Below are 19,473 nucleotides of genomic sequence, written 5' to 3'. Positions count from 1 at the left end.
CAGCAATGTAAAAATCCCCGGCTGTCACACTGATGTCAATGTAGGTGGGACCAATTGCAGAACATCGGCGCCTCCGTTACGCGCGCGTGACGGAGGCGAACGTGATCGGCGATGACAGGCTTTGGCCGCACGAAGATGATTGACTGAAAGAGCCGGAGCGATAGACAAGCCACGTCTCGAGGTACCTCGGACGCTGACTACGCACAGCCCGCCCTATCTGGAGAGGGACTGACGCCTCTCCAGATTTCCGATCGATACCGGCCTACTTTCCCGCGCCGGAGCCGGAGCCCGCGCCGCCGCCGGCCTGGCTGCCCATGTTATTGGTGTTACTGCCACCGGCGCTCGGAGCCTGCTTGCCCTTGCTGTCGGCGGCCTCGTTCTGCATGTTCGATGACGTGCCGGTCGTCATGCCCTTGGTCGCGGGGCCCCGGGACGAGGGCCCGACGTCGCCTTGGCCGGATGCGCCTGGGGCGGGCTGTGTCTGCGCCAAGGCGCCGCCGGTCGCCAGCGCCATGATGCATGCGGATGCCAAAATGATCTTCTTCATCTGGTTTCCTCCTGGGTTGATTTCAGTACAACTTGCGCGCGGAGCGGACGTTCCTCACAGGGGAGCGCCGCGAGGGATCATGACAAACGCGTTGCGGCGCTTGTCGAGGTTCCCTGTACAGCTCTATCGAGAGTTTGGAACATCGGGCATCTGGTGTAAGGACGAGGCATGAAAAGGATACTGACTCTCGCAGCGGTTCTGCTCTGGTCCACGATCGCAGTCGCGCAGGAGCGCGCCATCACCGTGGCCTCGACGACGTCGACGGAACAGTCGGGGCTGTTCGGTTACTTGCTGCCGCTGTTCTCGAAGGCCGCGGGCATCGACGTGAAGGTCGTTGCCGTCGGCACGGGCCAGGCGCTCGACATCGGGCGGCGCGGCGATGCAGACGTCGTGTTCGTCCATGACAGGCCCGCCGAGGACAAGTTCATGTCCGAAGGGGAGGGCGTGAAGCGCTTCGATGTGATGTACAACGACTTCGTCATTGTCGGGCCGAAGAGCGATCCCGCGAAGATCGCCGGCGGCAAGGACGTGGCCGAGGCGCTGCGCAAGATCGCGGCCGCGAAGGCGCCGTTCATCTCGCGCGGCGACAAATCCGGCACGCACGCGGCCGAACTGCGGCTGTGGAAGGAGGCAGGCATCGACCTCGGTGTCGCCAAGGACGGCTGGTATCGCGAGATCGGCCAGGGCATGGGCCCGGCACTCAACATGGCGTCGTCGTCGAACGCCTATCTGCTGTCGGACCGCGGCACCTGGTTGTCATTCAAGAACCGCGGCGAGCTCGCCGTCCTGACCGAAGGCGACAAGCGGCTGTTCAACCAGTACGGCGTCATGCTGGTCAATCCGGCCAAGCATGCGAACGTGAAGGCGCGGGACGGGCAAGCCTTCATCGACTGGCTGATCTCTTCGAAAGGGCAGGAGGCCATCGCCGGCTACAAGGTCGGGGGCGAGCAGCTATTTTTCCCCAACGCGTCCCACTAGCAGGAACGCGACGGTCGACACTGCGACGCTGAGTGCGAGCAGGATCAACCCGAGCCCGAGCGCCAACGGCAGATCGCCCTTACTGGTCTCCAGCGCGATCGCTGTCGTCATCGTACGCGTGAAGCCGCGGATGTTGCCGCCGACGATGAGGATGGCGCCAACCTCCGCAATCGCGCGGCCGAAGGCTGCGAGAAAGGCGGTCAGCAGTGAGGTCCGGCCCAGCGCGAACAGCAAGCCGATGCTGCGTAGCGTTGACAGCCCGTCGATCCGCGCCAGGTCGCCATACTCCGCCCACAGCAGGCTCGCCGGCCGGTGCACCAGTGCGACCACGATCGGTGTGGCGAGCAGCGTCTGCGCGACCACCATGGCCGCCGGCGTGAACAACAGGCCGGCGACCCCGAGCGGGCCGGAGCGCGACAGCAGAAGATAGAGCGCGAGCCCGACCACGACCGGCGGAAGGCCAAGCAAGGCATTGGTGAGGACGATGATGACCTGCCGTCCGCGGAACCGGGTGATAGCAAGCAGCGCCCCGAACGGCGCCCCAATTAGAAGCGCGAGGATGCTGGCGGTCAGGCTGACGCGCACCGAAAGCCCGACGATGCCCAGAAGCTCTGCGTCGGCCTCGCCGATCAGCGTGAATGCGGCGCCGACGGATCGCGCGAAGTCGTTCATCCGTGCCTGAGCTTCGGCGCCAGCCGCCATGGCTGGGGTCCGTCAATTCCGGGACTGCGGAGCTGCGTCACGTCTGATTCCCTGCAAGTATCCAGTGGCCCGGCCGCCGCAGCAAAAGTTTCCAGGCAGCAGGCCAGTCACAGAATACTCGCGTGGACCGGTTTGGAAACCGAATTCGACCGGACATCAAAGTCGCGGGCTGCCTGGCAGCAGCTTCCCTTTGATATTACCGCTTGACGCTGGCCGATGCCGAGAGCGTGGGGGATGCCTCAATGCTCTGCTGCCAATAATTCTCGATCTGCTCGACCAAGGCGGGCGGCAGCGGAACGTAGTTGAGCGTCTCGGCCTGCGGCTTTCCGTTCTCCAGCGACCAGCGGACGAAATCGATGGCGGCCGCCGACCTGTCAACGGATTTGGGCGCCTTCGGCATCAGCACGAAAGTCGTGGCCGTGATCGGGTAGGCGTCTTCGCCGGGCGCATTGGTGAGGACGAGATGGAAATCCTTGTCCGCCTTCCAGTCCGCACTCGCGGCCGCCGCCTGGAACGATGCGGCGTCGGGAATGACGAAATTGCCGGCGCTATTCTGCACTCGACCGAAGGAGATCCGGTCGAGCCGCTGCAGTGCGTAGCTGTATTCGAGATAGCCGATCGCGCCGGGGACGAGGCTGACGAGCGAGGCGACGCCATCATTGCCCTTGCCGCCGAGGCCAAGCGGCCACTCGACGGAGGTCCCTTCTCCGACGCTCGCCTTCCACTGCGGGTTGACCTTGGACAGGTAGTTCGACCAGTTGAACGTCGTGCCCGATCCGTCGGTGCGATGAACCACCGTGATCGGCGCGTTCGGTAACCTGATGTCGGGGTTGACCGCGCGAATGGCCGGGTCGTTCCAGGATTTGAGCCTGCCGAGATAGATATCGGCGAGCATCTGGCCGGTGAAGCGGATCTGGCCGGGCTTGACTCCGTCGATATTGACGACAGGCACGACCCCGCCGATCACGATCGGAAATTGCATCATGCCGAGCTTGTCCAATTCCTTGGGGTCCATCGGCATATCGCTTGCGCCGAAATCGACGGACTCTTTCTTGATCAGGCCGACGCCGATGCTCGAACCGACCGCCTGGTAGCTGACGATGTTACCGGTCTTCATTTTATACGCATCGATCCATTTCGCCATCACAGGCGAAACGAAGGTTGAGCCGGCACCTCTGATCTCAGCCGCTAGGCTTTGCGTGGCGACGAGCAGAGCGGTGAGGATCACGGGGAGTGCGATGTGTTTCTTCATATGCACGACGCTAACAGCTCGGGCACGAAACAGATGTGGTCTATGTCACAAAACTGCCGTGAATGCTTGTGTGAGGCGCGTCACGAGCAACAGACGACGAGCGGCCGCACGCAGCGCCTTTGGCGGCACGAACCGCGATGCGTGCGTCAGCTCAGATCAAGCTGCGCAGCACTTCAACGAGCCGGGCACACTCCGCCTCCGTTCCGACCGTGACGCGCAGGAAGTCCTCGATGCGCGGCTTTCCGAAATGACGGACCAGAACGCCACGCTGGCGAAGCGCTGCCGCGAGATCTGCTCCGCTCCGGCCTCGATGGCACGCGAAGACGAAGTTGGCGAGCGACGGCAACACCTCGAAGCCAAGTTGTCCAAGGTCCCGGGCCAAGGTTTCGCGGCTTGCGATGATACGAGCACGGGTGTCTCTGAACCAGCCCTCGTCCTCGATCGCGGCGATGGCGCCGGCGATCGCGAGGCAATCGAGCGGATAGGAGTTGAAGCTGTCCTTCACCCGTTCCAGCGCTTCGATCAGCGGTCGTTGGCCGATGGCAAAACCAACCCGTAGGCCAGCGAGTGAGCGCGACTTCGAGAAGGTCTGGATGACCAGCAGATTGTCGTGGCGTGCAACCAGCGGCACGGCGCTCTCGGCGCCGAAATCGACATAGGCCTCGTCCACCACCACCAGCCGGTCCGGCTGTTCGGCCAGCAGGGATGCGATTGCGTCGCGCTGAAGGGCGATGCCGGTCGGAGCGTTCGGATTGCAGAGCAGGATGGCACTCGATGGTCGCCGGTAGTCGGAGATATCGATCCTCATCGCAGCATCGAGCGGCACCTCGTCATGCGCTATTCCATAGAGGCCGCAATAGACGGGGTAGAAGCTGTAGGTGACGTCGGGGAATAGAAGCGGCGTATCGTGCTTCAGAAGCGCCTGGAAGGTGTGGGCCAGAACCTCGTCGGAGCCGTTGCCGACGAACACTTGCTCGGGCGCCACATCGCAATGGGCCGCGATCGCCTCGCGTAGGCGCGTCGCGCGAGGATCGGGATAAAGGCGCAGCCGCTCCGCGGCCGATGCGATCGCCGCCAGCACGCGCGGCGAGGGCGGGTAGGGATTCTCGTTGGTATTGAGCTTGACGATGCCGTCCTGCCTGGGCTGCTCGCCGGGGACATAAGGCGAAAGCGTGTGGACGACCGGACTCCAGAAACGGCTCATGAGCTCCAATCCGAATTTGATCGGGGCACAGTAGGGTATGCGGGACCTCGGCGGAAGTGCGCCTGCATTCAGCATTCCAGGCAAATCCGCACGAGACTTACTGCCGGGGGCGTTCCCGCAAGCGCGACCCCTATGCTAGGGTCGTCGCACCACTGCCCAGAATGAAAACAAGAATGAAGGCCGGTGCGCCCCAGGGCACTGAACGGCCGAAAAGCGAGGAACACATGCCGGGTGCAGCCCTTCCCACCGCTCCCTCGATTCCAACCGCGCCCGTGACCTCAGCCGTTCTCGACCGCTTGCGGGCCATTGTCGGCGACAAAAGTCTGATCCTGGACGAGCACGACAAGCGGCCCTTCGTGACCGACTGGCGCGGCGAGTTGGCGGGGCGGGCCGCGGCGGTCGTGCGTCCGGCCAGTACCGCGGAAGTCTCCGCTGTCGTCAAGCTCTGCTACGACAACGGCATTGCCATCGTTCCGCAAGGTGGCAACACCGGGTTGATGGGCGGCGCCACGCCGTGGCCCATGCACCGCGGCATCGTGCTGTCGCTCGGTCGCATGAACGAGGTGCTGAATGTCGATTCCGTCGGCTACGCCATGACTGTGGAGGCAGGCTGCATCCTCGAGACGCTCCAGAACATAGCCGCGCGCCACGACCGCCTGTTTCCGCTCAGCCTGGGTGCTCAGGGCTCGTGCATGATCGGAGGCAATCTGTCCACTAATGCCGGCGGCGTGCAGGTGCTGCGTTATGGAAATGCGCGAAATCTGGTGTTGGGTCTCGAGGTCGTGCTGGCTAACGGCGATGTCTGGGACGGTCTGCGCGCACTCAAGAAGGACAACACCGGCTATGACCTCAAGCATCTGTTCATGGGCGCCGAAGGGACGCTCGGCATCATCACCAAGGCGGTGCTGAAACTCTGGCCGGCGCCGAAAGACGTGTGCACGGCATGGCTCGCAATTCGCGATCCCAAGGCAGCCATCGACCTTCTCTCGGAGGCGCATGCCGCTTCCGATGACAATGTCGGCTCCTGTGAGCTCATCAGCCGTGCGTGCGCCGACATGGTGCTGCGCCACATTCCCGGTACCCAGGATCCTCTCAAGGCTGAGACCGAATGGTATCTCCTTCTCGAATGGTCGTCGGCCCGGCCACGGCAGGACGGTGGCACGGGCATGTCGGAGAGGATGGAGCTGTTCCTGGCTGACCAACTTGAGGCGGGCCGGGTGCTGGATGCTGTGATCGCGCAAACCGAAGCGCAGTCGCGCAACATGTGGCGGATTCGCGAGAGTGTGGCCGAGGCATCGCGTACCGAGGGTCCGGGCTTGAGCTACGACGTGTCGGTCGCTGTCTCCAGGATTCCCGAGTTTATCGACAGCGGTCTTGCGGCCGTGCTCGCTATCCTGCCGGCAATTCGCCCCTATCCGCTCGGCCACATCGGAGACGGCAATGTGCACTTCTCCTTCATGGGCCCGAAGGGCATGGACCGCGATACGCTCAACCAGTACTCCGCGGCGATCACACGGACCGTCAACGACCTCGTCACGTCCATGGGCGGCTCGATCTCGGCGGAACATGGCATCGGCATCGAGAAGCTCGACGAGCTCCAGCACTACCGCTCCCGGACCGAGCTCGACATCATGCGCACGATCAAGCGGGCGCTCGATCCCAAGAACATCATGAATCCGGGCAAGGTGCTTCGTCTCGGTTAAGCCGCTACGCCTCGAGCCCGGTGCTCCTCGCACCCTTGCGCCCTCCGGGGACGGGATGCCGCGGATAGGCCGGGCCAAACACGCCGGGGCACCAAATCACGCCGTTTGGCGGCCGAAAGGCGGCTTTATTCCCGCCTTGGATGCTTTAAGGAAGGGACAGGATCAGGTCGCAGCCGCCCGGGGGCGGTGCTAGACCCTGATGCAGGAACAATGGGCGGGGCCGATATGGCACGTCCGCAAGGATGAAGGATTTGAGGCAATGATCCAAACCGTTGGCATCATCGGGGCAGGGACCATGGGGAACGGCATCGCGCAGATTTGTGCCGCGGCCGGGCTTTCGGTCGTGATGGTTGATATTTCCGATGCGGCGGTGAACCGCGGGATTTCGACGGTTGGCGGCAGTCTCGAGCGCCTGGTCAAGAAGGAGAAGATGTCGGCGGGCGATCGCGACGCCACGCTCAAGCGCATCACCGGCACCACCGACCGCGCCAAGCTCGTCGATTGCGATCTCGTCATCGAGGCCGCGACCGAGAACGAGGAACTCAAGGTCAAGATCCTGACGGATCTCTGTGCGACGCTGTCGCCGCGGACACTGCTCGCCACGAACACCTCATCGATCTCGATCACGAAGCTCGCCGCGGCGACCGACCGCCCCGACCGCTTCATCGGCATGCACTTCTTCAACCCGGTTCCGGTCATGGCGCTGCTGGAGCTCATCCGCGGCTTGCAGACCTCCGACGACACCCACGCCAAGGCGCTCGATTTCGCCAAGCGCGTCGGAAAGGTGGCGATCACGGCCAAGAACAGCCCGGGCTTTGCCGTCAACCGCATTCTTTGCCCAATGATCAACGAGGCGATCTTCGCGCTGCAGGAGGGGATTGCGACGGCGGAAGAGATCGATGCCGGCATGAAGCTCGGCTGCAACCATCCGATCGGGCCGCTGGCGCTTGCCGATCTCGTCGGGCTCGACACCATGTTGTCGGTGATGGAGGTCTTTTACAAAGGCTTCAACGACCCCAAATACCGTCCAGCCCCCTTGCTCAAGGAAATGGTCGACGCCGGCCATCTCGGCCGCAAGACAGGGCAGGGCTTTTACACCTACAGCGCCTGACAATGGCGCAGGCGGCGGGCGTCGAGTGCTCGCCGCCAGACCCCGCGATTTGCGCTGCGACAAAGACGCCGCGCGCGATCGGCCCGACAATGTCGAACGGGCGGCCTGCGGGAACAACGGAACGGATAATAAGGGACATGTCGGATCGACTGAAAGCCGAGCGCGAGGCTGCGGCCGCGCGGCGGAACTTGCTGACCCAGGATGCGATCGAGCGCACCGGGATCACCGAAGAGATGATCGGGGAACTCGTCACCCGTTTCTATGGCCGCGTCCGTGAGGATGCGCTGCTGGGGCCGGTGTTCGCGATCGTGCAGAATTGGGACGAGCATCTGGCCAAGCTCCGGGATTTCTGGTCGTCGGTCGCTCTGATGAGCGGCCGCTACCATGGCTCGCCGATGCGGGCGCATATGCCACTGAACCTGGTCGGAGATCATTTCGACCGCTGGCTCGATTTGTTCGAACAAACCGCGCGCGAGGTCTGCCCGCCGCAGGCCGCCGCGCTATTCATCGACAGGGCGCGCCGCATCGCTGACAGCTTTGAGATGGCGTCGGCCACCTTGGCCGGTCGTATCGCCGCGCCGCGTCACGTGCTCCGTTCCTAGAATACAAAATGCCTGCCTGAGAAATGCGCAAGCCGCATTGATGGCGCTACGGTCGCGCCGAGCGTCGGCGCATTTGCACCAATACCGACAGCATTGACCTGATCTGCAAAATCATCATGCCGGTCGCGTAGCGTGACGTTGCAATTAGAAAAATGCGCGTAAATGCGCGTGTTCGCGTTCAATCAATGCGAGCATAACCGTGTGATGCACTGCGGGAAAAAATCTTTGCCTTTTTTTCGGCAGAGTTCCAGCGCCTGCTTGTGGACATGTCGCGTGCATCGTTCAACACATCCTCTTCATCCTCCGACAACACAGCGGAATCCGAAGCTGACGCGTGCACGGAGCAAACCCGGCGGGCGCTGTTGATGAGCGCGCTGGCCACGACGGCGTGCCTCGCCTGTTCCACGCAGGTGCACGCGGGCGAGGATGCGCCCGGCTCCGACGAGCGGCCTCAGAAGGGCGATCTGCTCGTATTCTCCGAAGGCGATCAGGAGGGAAAGCCCGTCACCGAGGCCGATCTGTCGGCCGGCGGACCGCCGGTGCATGCCTGGCCGAAAGATCCAAAGACATCGGTCGTACGCAGCGCCTCGCGCCTCAACGAGATTCTGATCATCCGCCTCGACCCCGCCGAGCTCGACGAGCAGACGAAAGCGCGCGCTGTCGACGGCATCCTCGCCTATTCGGCAATCTGCTCGCATGCCGGCTGTCCTGTCACGGCGTGGGTGAAGAGCGATGTCGGCGACAAGGAAGTGCTCAAATGCATGTGCCACAACTCCGAATACGATCCTCGCGCGGGCGCGCAGGTCGTGTTCGGGCCGGCGCCGCGACGGCTCGCTGCGCTGCCGCTGGCGCTGGCTGACGGCTCGCTCAGCGTCGCCGGAAACTTCGTCGGAAAGGTAGGTGGCGCGCAGCCGGGATGATGGGCGTGCGGGTTGTGCCCGCGTCATGAGAGACCGCATCCGCCGATGGGTGGACGACGGGACGAACGACAAGAATTCAAAACAAGAATTCAAAACGGATGAAAAGGGGAACGCCATGACCAGGAAGCAGTGGTTACTGTCCGGCTTCGTCGCCTTCACGTGTCTTGCATCGACTCTTGCCTCGACCGCCGCCGTATCAGGCCCGATCGAGAACTACGCGCCGGTCACCGCGCAGCGGTTGGAAAACCCGGAGCCCGCCAACTGGATGCTCTACCGGCGCACCTATGATGGGCAGGGCTACAGCCCGCTCGACCAGATCAACACCTCGAACGTGAAGAACTTGACGCCGGTCTGGACCTTCGCGACCGGCGTGGTCGAAGGCCACGAGGCGCCGCCGATCGTCAACAACGGTGTGATGTTCGTGGCAACCCCGATGGGGCAGGTGATCGCGCTGAACGCCAAGACTGGCGACGAATATTGGCGCTACAAGCGGCAGCTCCCCGACGATTTGTTTCAGTTGCATCCGACCAGCCGCGGCGTCGGCCTCTGGGAGGACAAGCTCTATCTCGCCACCACCGACGACCATGTCGTCGCGCTCGACGCGAAAACCGGCAAGGTGGTGTGGGACACCAAGGTGCAGGACTACAAGAAGGGCCAGTACATGACCCTGATGCCGCTGATCGTCGACGGCAAGGTCATCGTCGGCGGCTCCGGCGGCGAGTTCGGCGTGCGCGGCTATGTCGCCGCCTATGATGCCAAGGACGGCAAGGAGCTGTGGCGGACCTATACCATTCCGGGCGAAGGCGAACCCGGCCACGACACTTGGCAGGGCGAGGACTGGAAGAACGGCGGCGGCTCGGCCTGGATGACCGGCAATTACGACAAGGACACCAAGACGATCTATTGGGGCGTCGGCAACGCCGCGCCGTGGCCCGGTGAGATGCATCCGGGCGACAATCTCTATACTTCCTCGGTGCTCGCGCTCGATCCGAACACCGGCAAGATCAAGACCTATCACCAGTATCACCAGAACGATTCCTGGGATTGGGACGAGGTCGAAGCGCCGATGTTGATCGACCTGCAACGCGACGGCCGCAACATCAAGAGCCTGGTCCATCCGGGACGCGATGCGATCTTCTGGATACTCGAGCGCACGCCGACCAAGATCAACTACGTCGCCGGCTGGCCGTTCGTCTCCACCGACGTCTGGAAGGGCATCGACGCCGAGAGCGGCAGGCCGATCGTCGATCCCGCGCACAAGCCGATGGTCGGCAAGCGCGTGGAGTTCTGTCCGTCGCTGTGGGGCGGCAAGGATTGGCCGTCGGCGGCCTACAGCCAGAAGACCGGCCTCGTCTACGTGCCCGCCAACGAGAATTTCTGCGGCGGGTTCACCGGCGAGAAGGTTCCGCTCAAGCCCGGCGAGCTCTGGCTCGGCACCAAGCCGGAGGACATCGGGCTGAAGACGAAGCCCGGGGCGGATCATTTCGGCGAGCTCCAGGCCTGGGATCCCGTGACGGGCAAGAAGATGTGGCAACACAACTTCCCGAAATCGCAGCTGTTCGGCTCGGTGACGGCGACCGCGGGCGATCTCGTCTTCGTGGGCGGCACCAACGACCGCAACTTCCGCGCCTTCAACGCGAAGTCCGGCGAGCTGTTGTGGGAGCAGAAGACCAACTCCGGCATCATGGGCATGCCGGTGTCCTATGAGATCGACGGCACGCAATACATCGCGATCCAGTCGGGATGGGGCGTGGATGCACAGCGCATCCAGGATGCACTCGTGACCAACAATATCGGCATCGAAGCCAACGTGCCGCAAGGCGGCGTGATCTGGGTGTTCGCGCTCAAGAAATAAGCTCCGCTGGCGGATCGAAAGAAGCGGAGTGTCAGGGGGCAAATGCGGCGGACGTCAGCGTCCGCCGCATTTTGCGTCGGCGTCTTCCCTTCTCCCCTTGCGGAAGAAGGTGGCGCGAACGCCGGATGACGGGCTCCATCCGCGCATCTCAATATGCGAGATTCGCGCAGGCATACCCCCCACCCAGCGTGATCGTGGCAACCGGCGTCGCTGCCCTCTCCCGCAAGGGGGAGGGCACATCGATGCGCTTCGGCGAAGAAGTAGAGCCGATAATCACGACGTCAAAACGCCGATGTGCCAGATCGCTACTTCCCCTCGCGCTCGACCTTGTCCTTTTCCTTCTGGTTCATCTCGCGAACCTTGGGATCTGGATTGTGCTGTCCGGTGGTCTGGGTGGTCGAGGGCGGCGTGGCATTGGCGTTGGGCACAGAGTTCTGGTCCGGCGTGCTGGGGCGCGTCGCCGTTGTCGGCGGCGTGGTGTTGCTCTGGGCGTATGCGCCAGTGGCCGTCAAAAGAAAGGCGCTCGACAGCAACGAGACTGCGAGCGCCTTTGAGATATGGGTCATCGATCTGCTCCTGTCAGATCGATGCAAACGGCGCGAGGCCGCCTTGTGTTCCCGCCTTTACGCTTCCAATTGCTTGCCGAGCGGAAGGCTGCGGATGCGTTTTCCGGTCGCGGCGAAGATGGCGTTCATCAGCGCCGGCGCGAATGGCGGGACGCCGGGCTCGCCCACGCCGCTCGGCGGCGTGTCGGGTCCGGGCGGCACGATGTAGACGTTGGTCACCGCAGGGGATTCGTCGATCCTGAGGACCTGGAAGTCGTCGAAGTTCTTCTGCTGCACCTTGCCGTCCTTGAAGGTGATCTCGCCGTATTTGGCGAGACTGAGCCCCATGATCGCCGCGCCCTCGATCTGCGAGGCGATGCGCTCGGGGTTGACATAGGTGCCGCAGTCGATGGCGGTGTCCACCCGCGGCACCGTCAGCTTGCCCTTGTCGTCGACGGCAACCTCGACGATGGTCGCGATATAGCTGACGAAGCTGCGGTGCACGGCGATGCCGAGGCCATGGCCCTTCGGCACCTGACGTCCCCATTGGCCCTTCTCGGCGACCAGTTCGACCACCTTGCGCAGGCGCGCGGTGTCGATCGGATAGCTGTCCAAGGGCTCGCCGTAGTTCCACATGTCCTTCACAGCAGGCTTGACGATGCGCGGGCTGCCGATCAGCGCGAGCAGCGTCTCCTTCTGGTCGCGGCCGGTCGCATGGGCGATCTCGCCCACCATCGACTGCACCGCGAAGGCGCGCGGGATGTTCGAGACCGAGCGGAACCAGCCGATGCGGCTGAACGCCGCGGCCTCCGGGTTCTCGCAGGAGATATTGGCGATCTCGAACGGCATGTCGACGAGGCCCATGCCGAGCTCGAAGGGCGCCTGGTTCTTGGCACCCGCGGCGAATGTCGAGGCGATGGTCGGGGCCACGCTGCGATGGCGCCAGGCGATCACCTTGCCGCTCTTGTCGAGCCCCGCCTCGATCCGTTCCACGGAGACCGTGTGCAGGAAGTCGTGGCGGACGTCGTCCTCGCGCGTCCACTGCACCTTGACAGGCACGCCGAGCTCCTTCGACAGCAGCGCGGCCTCGAGTGCGAAGTCGCATTTCGACTTGCGGCCGAAACCGCCACCGAGCAGCGTGACGTTGACGGTGACATTGCCCTCGGGAATGCCAAGCGTCTTCGCAACGTCCTCGCGCGTGCCGCCCGGGCTCTGCACCGGCGCCCAGATCTCCGCCTTGTCACCCTTGACGTCGGCGACAGCCACCGGCGGCTCCATGCTGACATGGGCAAGGTGCGGCAGATAATATTCGCCGACGACGACCTTGTCGGCGCCCTTCAGAGCAGCCTCGGCGTCGCCTTCCTGGCGCACGACGAGCCCCGGCTTGCGCGAGGCCTCCTCGAGCTCCTTGCGGTAGGCGACGGAATCGTATTTGCCGTTGGCGCCGTCGTCCCAGGTCAGCTTCAGCGCGTCGCGGCCCTTGATCGCCGCGCCGGTGTTGCGCGCGATCACGGCAACACCGCCGAGCGGCTGGAATTTCGACGGCCACGGCCATCCGCGCACCTGCATCACCTTCTCGACGCCGGGGACCTTCAACGCCGCGTCCGGATCGAACTTGACCAGCTTGCCGCCGGTCACCGGCGGGCGCGCGATCACGGCATACTTCATGCCTGGCAGCCGCACGTCCGCGCCGTAACGTGCCTTACCGGTGGTGATGTCGTGGAGATCGACGATGCCGATCTGGCCCTTGCCGAGATAGCGGAAGTCCTTGGGGTCCTTCAGCTTGAGCCCTTCGATGCTCGGCACCGATTCCTTGGCGGCGTCGGCCGCGAGCTCGCCGAAGCCGAGCTTGCGGCTCGTCGCGCTGTGGACGACCTCATGATTGACGGCCTTGACCTCGGTTGCCGGCACGCCCCAGCGTTTCGCTGCGGCCTGCTCGAGCATGGTGCGGGCGGAGGCACCGATCTGGCGCATCGGGATCAAATAATGCCGCGTGCTGCGCGAGCCGTCGGTGTCCTGGTTGCCGAATTTGACCTCGTCGCCATGGGCCTGTTCCACCTTGACCCGCGACCAGTCGGCTTCCATCTCCTCGGCCACGATCAGCGGCAGGCTGGTGCGCACGCCCGTGCCCATCTCGGCGCGGTGGGCGAGGATGGTGACGGTGCCGTCGGGTGCGACCGCGACGAACACGCGCGGATCGACCACGACGCCGTGGGGCATCTTGCCGGCGCCGGTCTCGTAGGCGAACGCCTGGCGCGACATCACGGGCGCTGCGAGTACGAAGCCGCCGGTGATGCCGAGTCCCTTCAGGATGCTGCGGCGTGAAACCTTCTCGACTTTGATGTTCTTCTCGAAGCCACGAAGCTTCTTCGGGGTGTCGATGAAATTCATGTCACACTCCCGTCGATGCGAGATGGACCGCATTCTCGATGCGCTGGTAGCAGCCGCAGCGGCAGATGTTGCCGGACATCGCTTCGCGGATCTGGTCGTGCGACGGCTTTGGATTGTCCATTAGCAGCGCGGCCGCCTGCATGATCTGGCCTGCCTGGCAGAAGCCGCATTGGGGAACGTTGACCTGCCGCCAGGCCTTCTGCACCGGGTGATCGCCGTTCGGATGCAGTCCCTCGATCGTCGTGATCTCGCGGCCGGCGACGTCGTTGATCGACGTGATGCAGGCGCGCACGGCCTCCTTGTCGACGATGACGGTGCAGGCGCCGCACAGGGCCTGGCCACAGCCGAACTTGGTGCCGGTCAGCCCGGCCTCGTCGCGCAGAAACCAGAGTAGCGGGAGATCCGGGTCGCCGTCCCAGCTCTGTTCCTGGCCGTTGATCTTCACCTTGATCATGATCGTCCCTCGCTCTTCATAAGCTTGTTGATTTCAGATTTTCCAGATGCCGGTCGGTGCAATGTCCGCTGCGCGGCGTCGCATTCCAGCGGTCATCCCGCGCGGGCAGATCCCGGCAGAACTCAGGAATGCCAATGTCATGTCCGGATGTGTTCGATACCTCCCGTCGTGTTCTTGATTATTGAATTCGCGCGGCATCGTCACGTCGCGATCTTAGCAAGGATCGCTTCGGTCTAGCATTCACAGCCAAGTGTTCTCTCGTCAGCTGTTCTCGATGGGAAAAGATTGCAACGAAGGTTTGTCAAAAGCAGGGCGCCGCATCACGCTGCGCGCCTCTGCACATGGGCACAATGAAAAAAAGCTTCGTCCGCCAGAAGACCTGTGCGGACGAAGCAGGATGCCTCAGTCGAGGGAGGGAGAAACGCAGGCGCCGCGGACTTCAAGCAGGGAGCCGGCGGCCCTGCGCAGTCATTCAGAGACCAGGACTGAGGGAGTTGACGGTCCCACACAAGTGCAGTCGAGCAGCGGCGGCATCGCCGCGATTGTCCCGGGCCGGCTCCGTCCGCTCGCTGGGTGTAGTGGAACCAGCGAGCGGGTGGGGCGCGGTAAACGTCAGGCAGCCTTGCTCGGGCGGCCTTTGCTTAAGCGGCCTTGGCTCAGGCAGCCTTGGCCTTCGCCACGTGGGTCGCGATGGCGTCCATCAGCGCCGGCGACAGACAGTCATAGGGCTCGAGGCCAAGCTCCTTGAACCGAGCCCGTATTCCGCCCATCTGCTCCGGCTTCACGCCCGATTCGATCACCGACGAGACGAAGGCAGCGAATTGCGGCGCCTGCGAACCCTGTTCCTGGAACAGTTCGGGGTGGATGAAGTCGAGGCCGTAGAACGGGTGACCCTTGTTCTCGATACGGCCATACATGTGCGTGCCACAGGCCTTGCAGGCGTAGCGCTGGATCACCGCCGACGGGTCAACGATCTGGAGCTTGTCGCCGTTCTCGAGCACGGTGACGTTCTGGCGGGGTACCACGGCGACGACGGAGAAATTCGCGCCCTGCGGTTTCCAGCACTTGGTGCAGCCACAGGCGTGGTTATGCGCGACGTCGCCCTTGACGGCGACCTTGACCTGATGGTCGCTGCATTTACATGCGAGCGTGCCGCCGGCGAAGCTGCCGCTGCCCTGTTTGATGCCGTTATCGATCGAGGGATGGAGTGCAACAGTCATGGGTCGATCCTCCTTGGGGTGACGCTTTTCGAGTTAGAACACGACGACTGAACGGATCGATTTGCCCTCATGCATAAGGTCGAAGCCTTTGTTGATGTCTTCGAGCTTGAGCGTGTGGGTAATCATCGGGTCGATCTGGATCTTTCCGTTCATGTACCAGTCGACAATCTTCGGCACGTCGGTCCGGCCCCGCGCGCCACCGAAGGCGGTGCCGCGCCAGTTTCGCCCGGTGACGAGCTGGAACGGGCGGGTCGCGATCTCCTTGCCGGATTCGGCAACGCCGATGATGATCGAGGTGCCCCAGCCACGATGGCAGGCTTCCAGCGCCTGGCGCATCACTGTGGTATTGCCGGTGCAGTCGAAGGTGTAGTCGGCGCCTCCGTCCGTCAGGGTCACGAGATGCGGGACGATGTCGCCGGTGATCTTCTTGGGATTGACGAAATCGGTCATGCCGAACCGGCGTCCCCATTCCTCCTTGGAGTCGTTGATGTCGACGCCGATGATCTTGTCCGCGCCAGCCATCTTGGCGCCCTGGATCACGTTCAGGCCGATGCCGCCGAGGCCGAACACGACCACGTTGGAGCCCGGCTCGACCTTGGCGGTGTTGACGACGGCGCCGACGCCGGTGGTGACGCCGCAGCCGATGTAGCAGCTCTTGTCGAACGGCGCGTCCTCGCGGATCTTGGCGACCGCGATCTCCGGCAGCACGGTGAAGTTCGAGAAGGTCGAGCAGCCCATGTAGTGGTAGATCGGCTTGCCCTTGTAGGAGAAGCGGCTGGTGCCGTCGGGCATCACGCCCTTGCCCTGCGTCGCGCGGATTGCGGTGCAGAGATTGGTCTTCTGGCTGAGGCAGCTTTTGCATTGCCGGCATTCCGGCGTGTAGAGCGGGATGACATGGTCGCCCGGCTTCACCGAGGTCACGCCAGGGCCGATCTCGCGGATGATGCCCGCGCCCTCGTGGCCCAGGATCGACGGGAAGATTCCTTCGCTGTCGAAGCCGTCGAGCGTGTAGGCGTCGGTATGGCAGATGCCCGTCGCCTTGATCTCGACCAGGACTTCGCCGACCTTCGGTCCTTCCAGATCGACTTCGACGATCTCGAGCGGCTTCTTGGCTTCGAAAGCGACGGCGGCACGTGTCTTCATCTTAAACTCCTCAAATTCCGGCAGGGCGCCAAGAACCAGGTCTTGGTCGGGCTCCGCACGTTCACTTCTTGCCCATGCACGAATCTTCGTTCTTGGTATAGGCGTCGTTCTTGTCCTCGTGCTTGCCAGGTCTGGTGCGGCCCCAGGCCTCGTTGGAGCGGGCGCGCAGATAGACGTAGAGATCGTCCATGTAGCAGGCGACGTTCGGGTTATCGCCGAAGGCCGGCATCACGTTCTCTGCGGCAGTCGAGATGTTCTTGCGGCCGGAGGCGACGACGCCGAGAAAGTCGGCATAGCTCATCGTCTTCAGCGAATCCTTCAGCGCCGGGGCGTAGGTCGAGCCCATGCCATCCGGGCCGTGACACACATGGCAGTCCGAGTGATAGCGGCGGTATCCGGAATAGGTGTACCAGTCGACGGATCCGTCAGTGACCTTATAGGTTGGGTTGCCTTCCTTGTCGGACCATTCGCCGGTTTCGTTCTGCTTGACGGCGGTCGGGTCGCCTGAGCCGTCCGCGACGGCAATTCCCCCGGACGCGACCAAGAACATCGCAGCAATGGCAGAGCAGATTTTACGCAAGAGATTTTCCTCAGAAGGCATTCGGTGAGACGAGCCGGCGCGTGGAGTTGATCCACGCGCCGGAGCGATGCTGAGAGGCCTAGTTGGGCAGCGAGAACACGGTCAGCGTACCGCCGAGTGCGGTGTAGTTGCTGAGCGCCGCGTAGCCACCGACTGCGCCGAGACCGGCGGTCGGATCGGTCAGGCCTGCCGCCAGACCAATGCCGGCCCAGCCGCCCACGCCGGAGAGCACTGCGACATACTGCTTGCCGCCGTTCTCATAGGTGGTGACGTTGCCGATGATGCCGGAGGGAGTCTTGAACTTGTAGAGCTCCTTGCCGGTCTTGGCGTCGACTGCCTTCAGGTAGCCTTCGAGCGTTCCGTAGAACACCACGTTGCCTGCGGTTGCGAGCGCACCCGACCAGACCGAGAACTGCTCCTTGTTCGACCAGACGATCTTGCCGGTCTTGCCGTCCCAGGCGATGAAGTTACCCATGTGGGTTTCACCCTGCGGCGGATACATCGAGAGCGTCGCGCCCACATAGGGCTGGCCCGCGGTGTAGCTCACCTTGAACGGTTCGTAGTCCATGCAGACGTGGTTGGTCGGAACGTAGAACAGCTGCGTGTCTGGCGAGTAGGCTGCCGGCTGCTCGTCCTTGGTGCCGAGCGCGGCCGGGCAGATGCCCTTCACGTTGTGGTCCTCGCCCGCCTTGTCGGTCGAAGCGGTGTCGAGCACCTTCGGACGGCCGTAGGTCGCCGAGTTCTTGTCCATGTCGACGCCGGAGGTCCAGTTCACCTTCGGATCGTACTTCTCGGCGACCAGGAGCTCACCGGTGGCACGATCGAGCGTGTAGCCGAGGCCGTTACGATCGAAGTGCGTCAGCAGCTTGCGCGGCTGGCCGTTGATGGCCTGGTCCGAGAGGATCATCTCGTTGACGCCGTCATAGTCCCACTCGTCGTGGGGCGTCATCTGATAAACCCACTTGGCCTGGCCGGTGTCAGGGTTGCGAGCCCAGATCGTCATCGACCATTTGTTGTCGCCGGGACGCTGCTTCGGATTCCAGGTCGAGGGATTGCCCGATCCGTAGTAGACGAGGTTCAGCTCGGGATCGTACGAGATCCAGCCCCAGGTGGCGCCGCCGCCGATCTTCCACTGATCGCCTTGCCAGGTCTTGAGGCTGGAGTCCTTGCCGATCGGCTTGCCGAGCGCGGTGGTCTTCTCTGCGTCGACCAGGATTTGATCATCCGGTCCTTCGGAGTAGCCGCGCCAAGCCAGCTTGCCCGTCTTGATGTCGTAGGCGGTCATATGGGCTTGAACACCGAACTCACCGCCGGAGATGCCGATCAGCACCTTGTCCTTGACGACCATGGGGGCCGAAGTACCGGTCTCGCCCTTGCTGGCGTCGCCGTTCTTCGCGGTCCATGCCACCTGACCGCTCTTGGCATCGAGCGCGACGAGCGTGGTGTCGGCCTGATGCAGGAAGATCTTGCCGTCGCCATAGGCCAAGCCGCGGTTGACCGTGTCGCAGCACATCACCGGGATGACGTTCGGATCCTGCTTCGGCTCGTACTTCCAGACGATCTTGTTCTCGTTCGAAAGGTCAATAGCGTAGACCTTGTTCGGGAACGGCGTGTGGACGTACATCATGTTGCCGATGATCAGCGGGCCGCCTTCGTGGCCGCGCAGCACGCCGGTCGAGAAGGTCCAGGCGACCTGGAGCTTGCCTACGTTTTGTGCGTTGATCTGGTTCAGCTTGGAATAGCGGGTGTTGGCGTAGTCGCCCGTCGGCATCACCCAGTCTTTCGGGTTCTGCGACATCTTGAGCACTTCATCGTTGGCCGACGCGCTGCCGACGGCGAGAGCCGCCGCGGAGCCAAGATAGGCCGCGAGTAGTACCTTGCGCATAGTCATTCCTCCGTTGTCTCGTTTATTTTTCCGAAGCATTGCTCAATCACCGGGCTTCTCGTCCGGTGTCTGCTCGTGCAGGGCGGTCACGTTTGGGACCAGAAACGATGCTGGGTGCTTTCTCCTCCTGATGAGAGCTACGGGTCCACGTGCGGAGCGGCCCGTTCTTGTTGTTCCTGATACAATCCCTAACGACTTCGTTATCGGGAAACTTGCCCAAGAGAGAAGCTGGTTTGCTTGACAGCGCACGGGTAGGAAGTTTTTGATTTTGCAGTAGCGAATTCAGCGGCTTCCGCAACGCATTGGGACCGTCTCCCACGCTTAGGTTCCCCTTGACGGCGCTGCAACTAAGGCGGAGGATTAACTTACAAGGGTGGCAAT

At 63.2% G+C, this 19,473-nt stretch carries 17 protein-coding genes; 6 read left to right on the top strand and 11 right to left on the bottom strand.

Going from position 1 to position 19,473, the window contains the following annotated elements:
- Positions 1–262: 262 nt before the first annotated feature.
- Positions 263–547 (bottom strand): hypothetical protein, encoded by a 285-nt coding sequence (locus AC0L20_RS33480; RefSeq protein ID WP_473294772.1) that lies wholly within the window; start codon positions 545–547, stop codon positions 263–265.
- 168 nt (positions 548–715) lie between these two features.
- On the opposite strand from AC0L20_RS33480, the gene AC0L20_RS33475 reads away from it, so the two are divergent.
- On the top strand, positions 716–1,525 hold the full coding sequence (locus AC0L20_RS33475; protein WP_473294771.1) for an ABC transporter substrate-binding protein: 810 nt from the start codon (positions 716–718) through the stop codon (positions 1,523–1,525).
- Here AC0L20_RS33475 and AC0L20_RS33470 read toward each other — a convergent pair.
- The 3 genes from AC0L20_RS33470 to hisC form a co-directional block, all read right to left on the bottom strand.
- On the bottom strand, positions 1,499–2,197 hold the full coding sequence (locus AC0L20_RS33470) for an ABC transporter permease (RefSeq protein WP_473294795.1): 699 nt from the start codon (positions 2,195–2,197) through the stop codon (positions 1,499–1,501). The genes AC0L20_RS33475 and AC0L20_RS33470 overlap by 27 nt on opposite strands.
- 226 nt (positions 2,198–2,423) lie before the next feature.
- Entirely contained in the window at positions 2,424–3,479 is a 1,056-nt protein-coding gene (gene pstS / locus AC0L20_RS33465; protein WP_473294770.1) for a phosphate ABC transporter substrate-binding protein PstS, read from the bottom strand.
- Positions 3,480–3,630: 151 nt separating this feature from the next.
- On the bottom strand, positions 3,631–4,683 hold the full coding sequence (hisC, locus tag AC0L20_RS33460) for a histidinol-phosphate transaminase (protein WP_473294769.1): 1,053 nt from the start codon (positions 4,681–4,683) through the stop codon (positions 3,631–3,633).
- 224 nt (positions 4,684–4,907) lie between these two features.
- On the opposite strand from hisC, the gene AC0L20_RS33455 reads away from it, so the two are divergent.
- The 5 genes from AC0L20_RS33455 to AC0L20_RS33435 all read left to right on the top strand — a co-directional run bounded on the left by AC0L20_RS33455 (position 4,908) and on the right by AC0L20_RS33435 (position 10,874).
- Positions 4,908–6,386 carry an FAD-binding oxidoreductase gene (locus tag AC0L20_RS33455; protein ID WP_473294768.1) on the top strand — a complete coding sequence of 493 codons (1,479 nt, stop codon included), beginning with the start codon at positions 4,908–4,910 and terminating at the stop codon, positions 6,384–6,386.
- A 199-nt stretch (positions 6,387–6,585) separates the two neighbouring features.
- Positions 6,586–7,497 (top strand): 3-hydroxybutyryl-CoA dehydrogenase, encoded by a 912-nt coding sequence (locus tag AC0L20_RS33450; RefSeq protein WP_473294767.1) that lies wholly within the window; start codon positions 6,586–6,588, stop codon positions 7,495–7,497.
- A gap of 137 nt (positions 7,498–7,634) precedes the next feature.
- On the top strand, positions 7,635–8,099 hold the full coding sequence (locus AC0L20_RS33445; protein WP_473294766.1) for a group III truncated hemoglobin: 465 nt from the start codon (positions 7,635–7,637) through the stop codon (positions 8,097–8,099).
- A gap of 266 nt (positions 8,100–8,365) precedes the next feature.
- Positions 8,366–9,019 carry a QcrA and Rieske domain-containing protein gene (locus AC0L20_RS33440; protein ID WP_473294765.1) on the top strand — a complete coding sequence of 218 codons (654 nt, stop codon included), beginning with the start codon at positions 8,366–8,368 and terminating at the stop codon, positions 9,017–9,019.
- A gap of 115 nt (positions 9,020–9,134) precedes the next feature.
- Positions 9,135–10,874: a methanol/ethanol family PQQ-dependent dehydrogenase gene (locus AC0L20_RS33435; protein WP_027519387.1), complete on the top strand. Its 1,740-nt coding sequence runs from the start codon at positions 9,135–9,137 to the stop codon at positions 10,872–10,874.
- A 305-nt stretch (positions 10,875–11,179) separates the two neighbouring features.
- On the opposite strand, the gene AC0L20_RS33430 is transcribed toward AC0L20_RS33435, so the two are convergent.
- The 7 genes from AC0L20_RS33430 to xoxF5 form a co-directional block, all read right to left on the bottom strand.
- Complete coding sequence (locus tag AC0L20_RS33430) at positions 11,180–11,440, bottom strand: hypothetical protein (protein ID WP_027566531.1); 261 nt, start codon at positions 11,438–11,440, stop codon at positions 11,180–11,182.
- Between the two features lie 57 nt (positions 11,441–11,497).
- On the bottom strand, positions 11,498–13,810 hold the full coding sequence (locus tag AC0L20_RS33425; protein WP_473294764.1) for a xanthine dehydrogenase family protein molybdopterin-binding subunit: 2,313 nt from the start codon (positions 13,808–13,810) through the stop codon (positions 11,498–11,500).
- Between the two features lies 1 nt (position 13,811).
- Positions 13,812–14,264, bottom strand: coding sequence for a (2Fe-2S)-binding protein (locus AC0L20_RS33420; protein ID WP_007601363.1), 453 nt, complete (start codon positions 14,262–14,264; stop codon positions 13,812–13,814).
- A 656-nt stretch (positions 14,265–14,920) separates the two neighbouring features.
- A complete protein-coding gene (gene gfa / locus AC0L20_RS33415) occupies positions 14,921–15,484 on the bottom strand; it encodes an S-(hydroxymethyl)glutathione synthase (RefSeq protein ID WP_027519384.1) in 564 nt (187 codons plus the stop codon).
- Positions 15,485–15,517: 33 nt separating this feature from the next.
- On the bottom strand, positions 15,518–16,627 hold the full coding sequence (locus tag AC0L20_RS33410; RefSeq protein ID WP_027566533.1) for an S-(hydroxymethyl)glutathione dehydrogenase/class III alcohol dehydrogenase: 1,110 nt from the start codon (positions 16,625–16,627) through the stop codon (positions 15,518–15,520).
- 61 nt (positions 16,628–16,688) lie between these two features.
- Complete coding sequence (locus AC0L20_RS33405; RefSeq protein ID WP_473294794.1) at positions 16,689–17,177, bottom strand: c-type cytochrome, methanol metabolism-related; 489 nt, start codon at positions 17,175–17,177, stop codon at positions 16,689–16,691.
- Between the two features lie 109 nt (positions 17,178–17,286).
- Positions 17,287–19,092, bottom strand: coding sequence for a lanthanide-dependent methanol dehydrogenase XoxF5 (gene xoxF5 / locus AC0L20_RS33400; RefSeq protein ID WP_007601367.1), 1,806 nt, complete (start codon positions 19,090–19,092; stop codon positions 17,287–17,289).
- Between the last annotated feature and the right edge of the window lie 381 nt (positions 19,093–19,473).

It is taken from the genome of Bradyrhizobium sp. Kon58, assembly GCF_055807455.1.
Note: the sequence above shows the minus strand (reverse complement) of the source record. Positions and strands in the feature narration are given on the sequence as shown.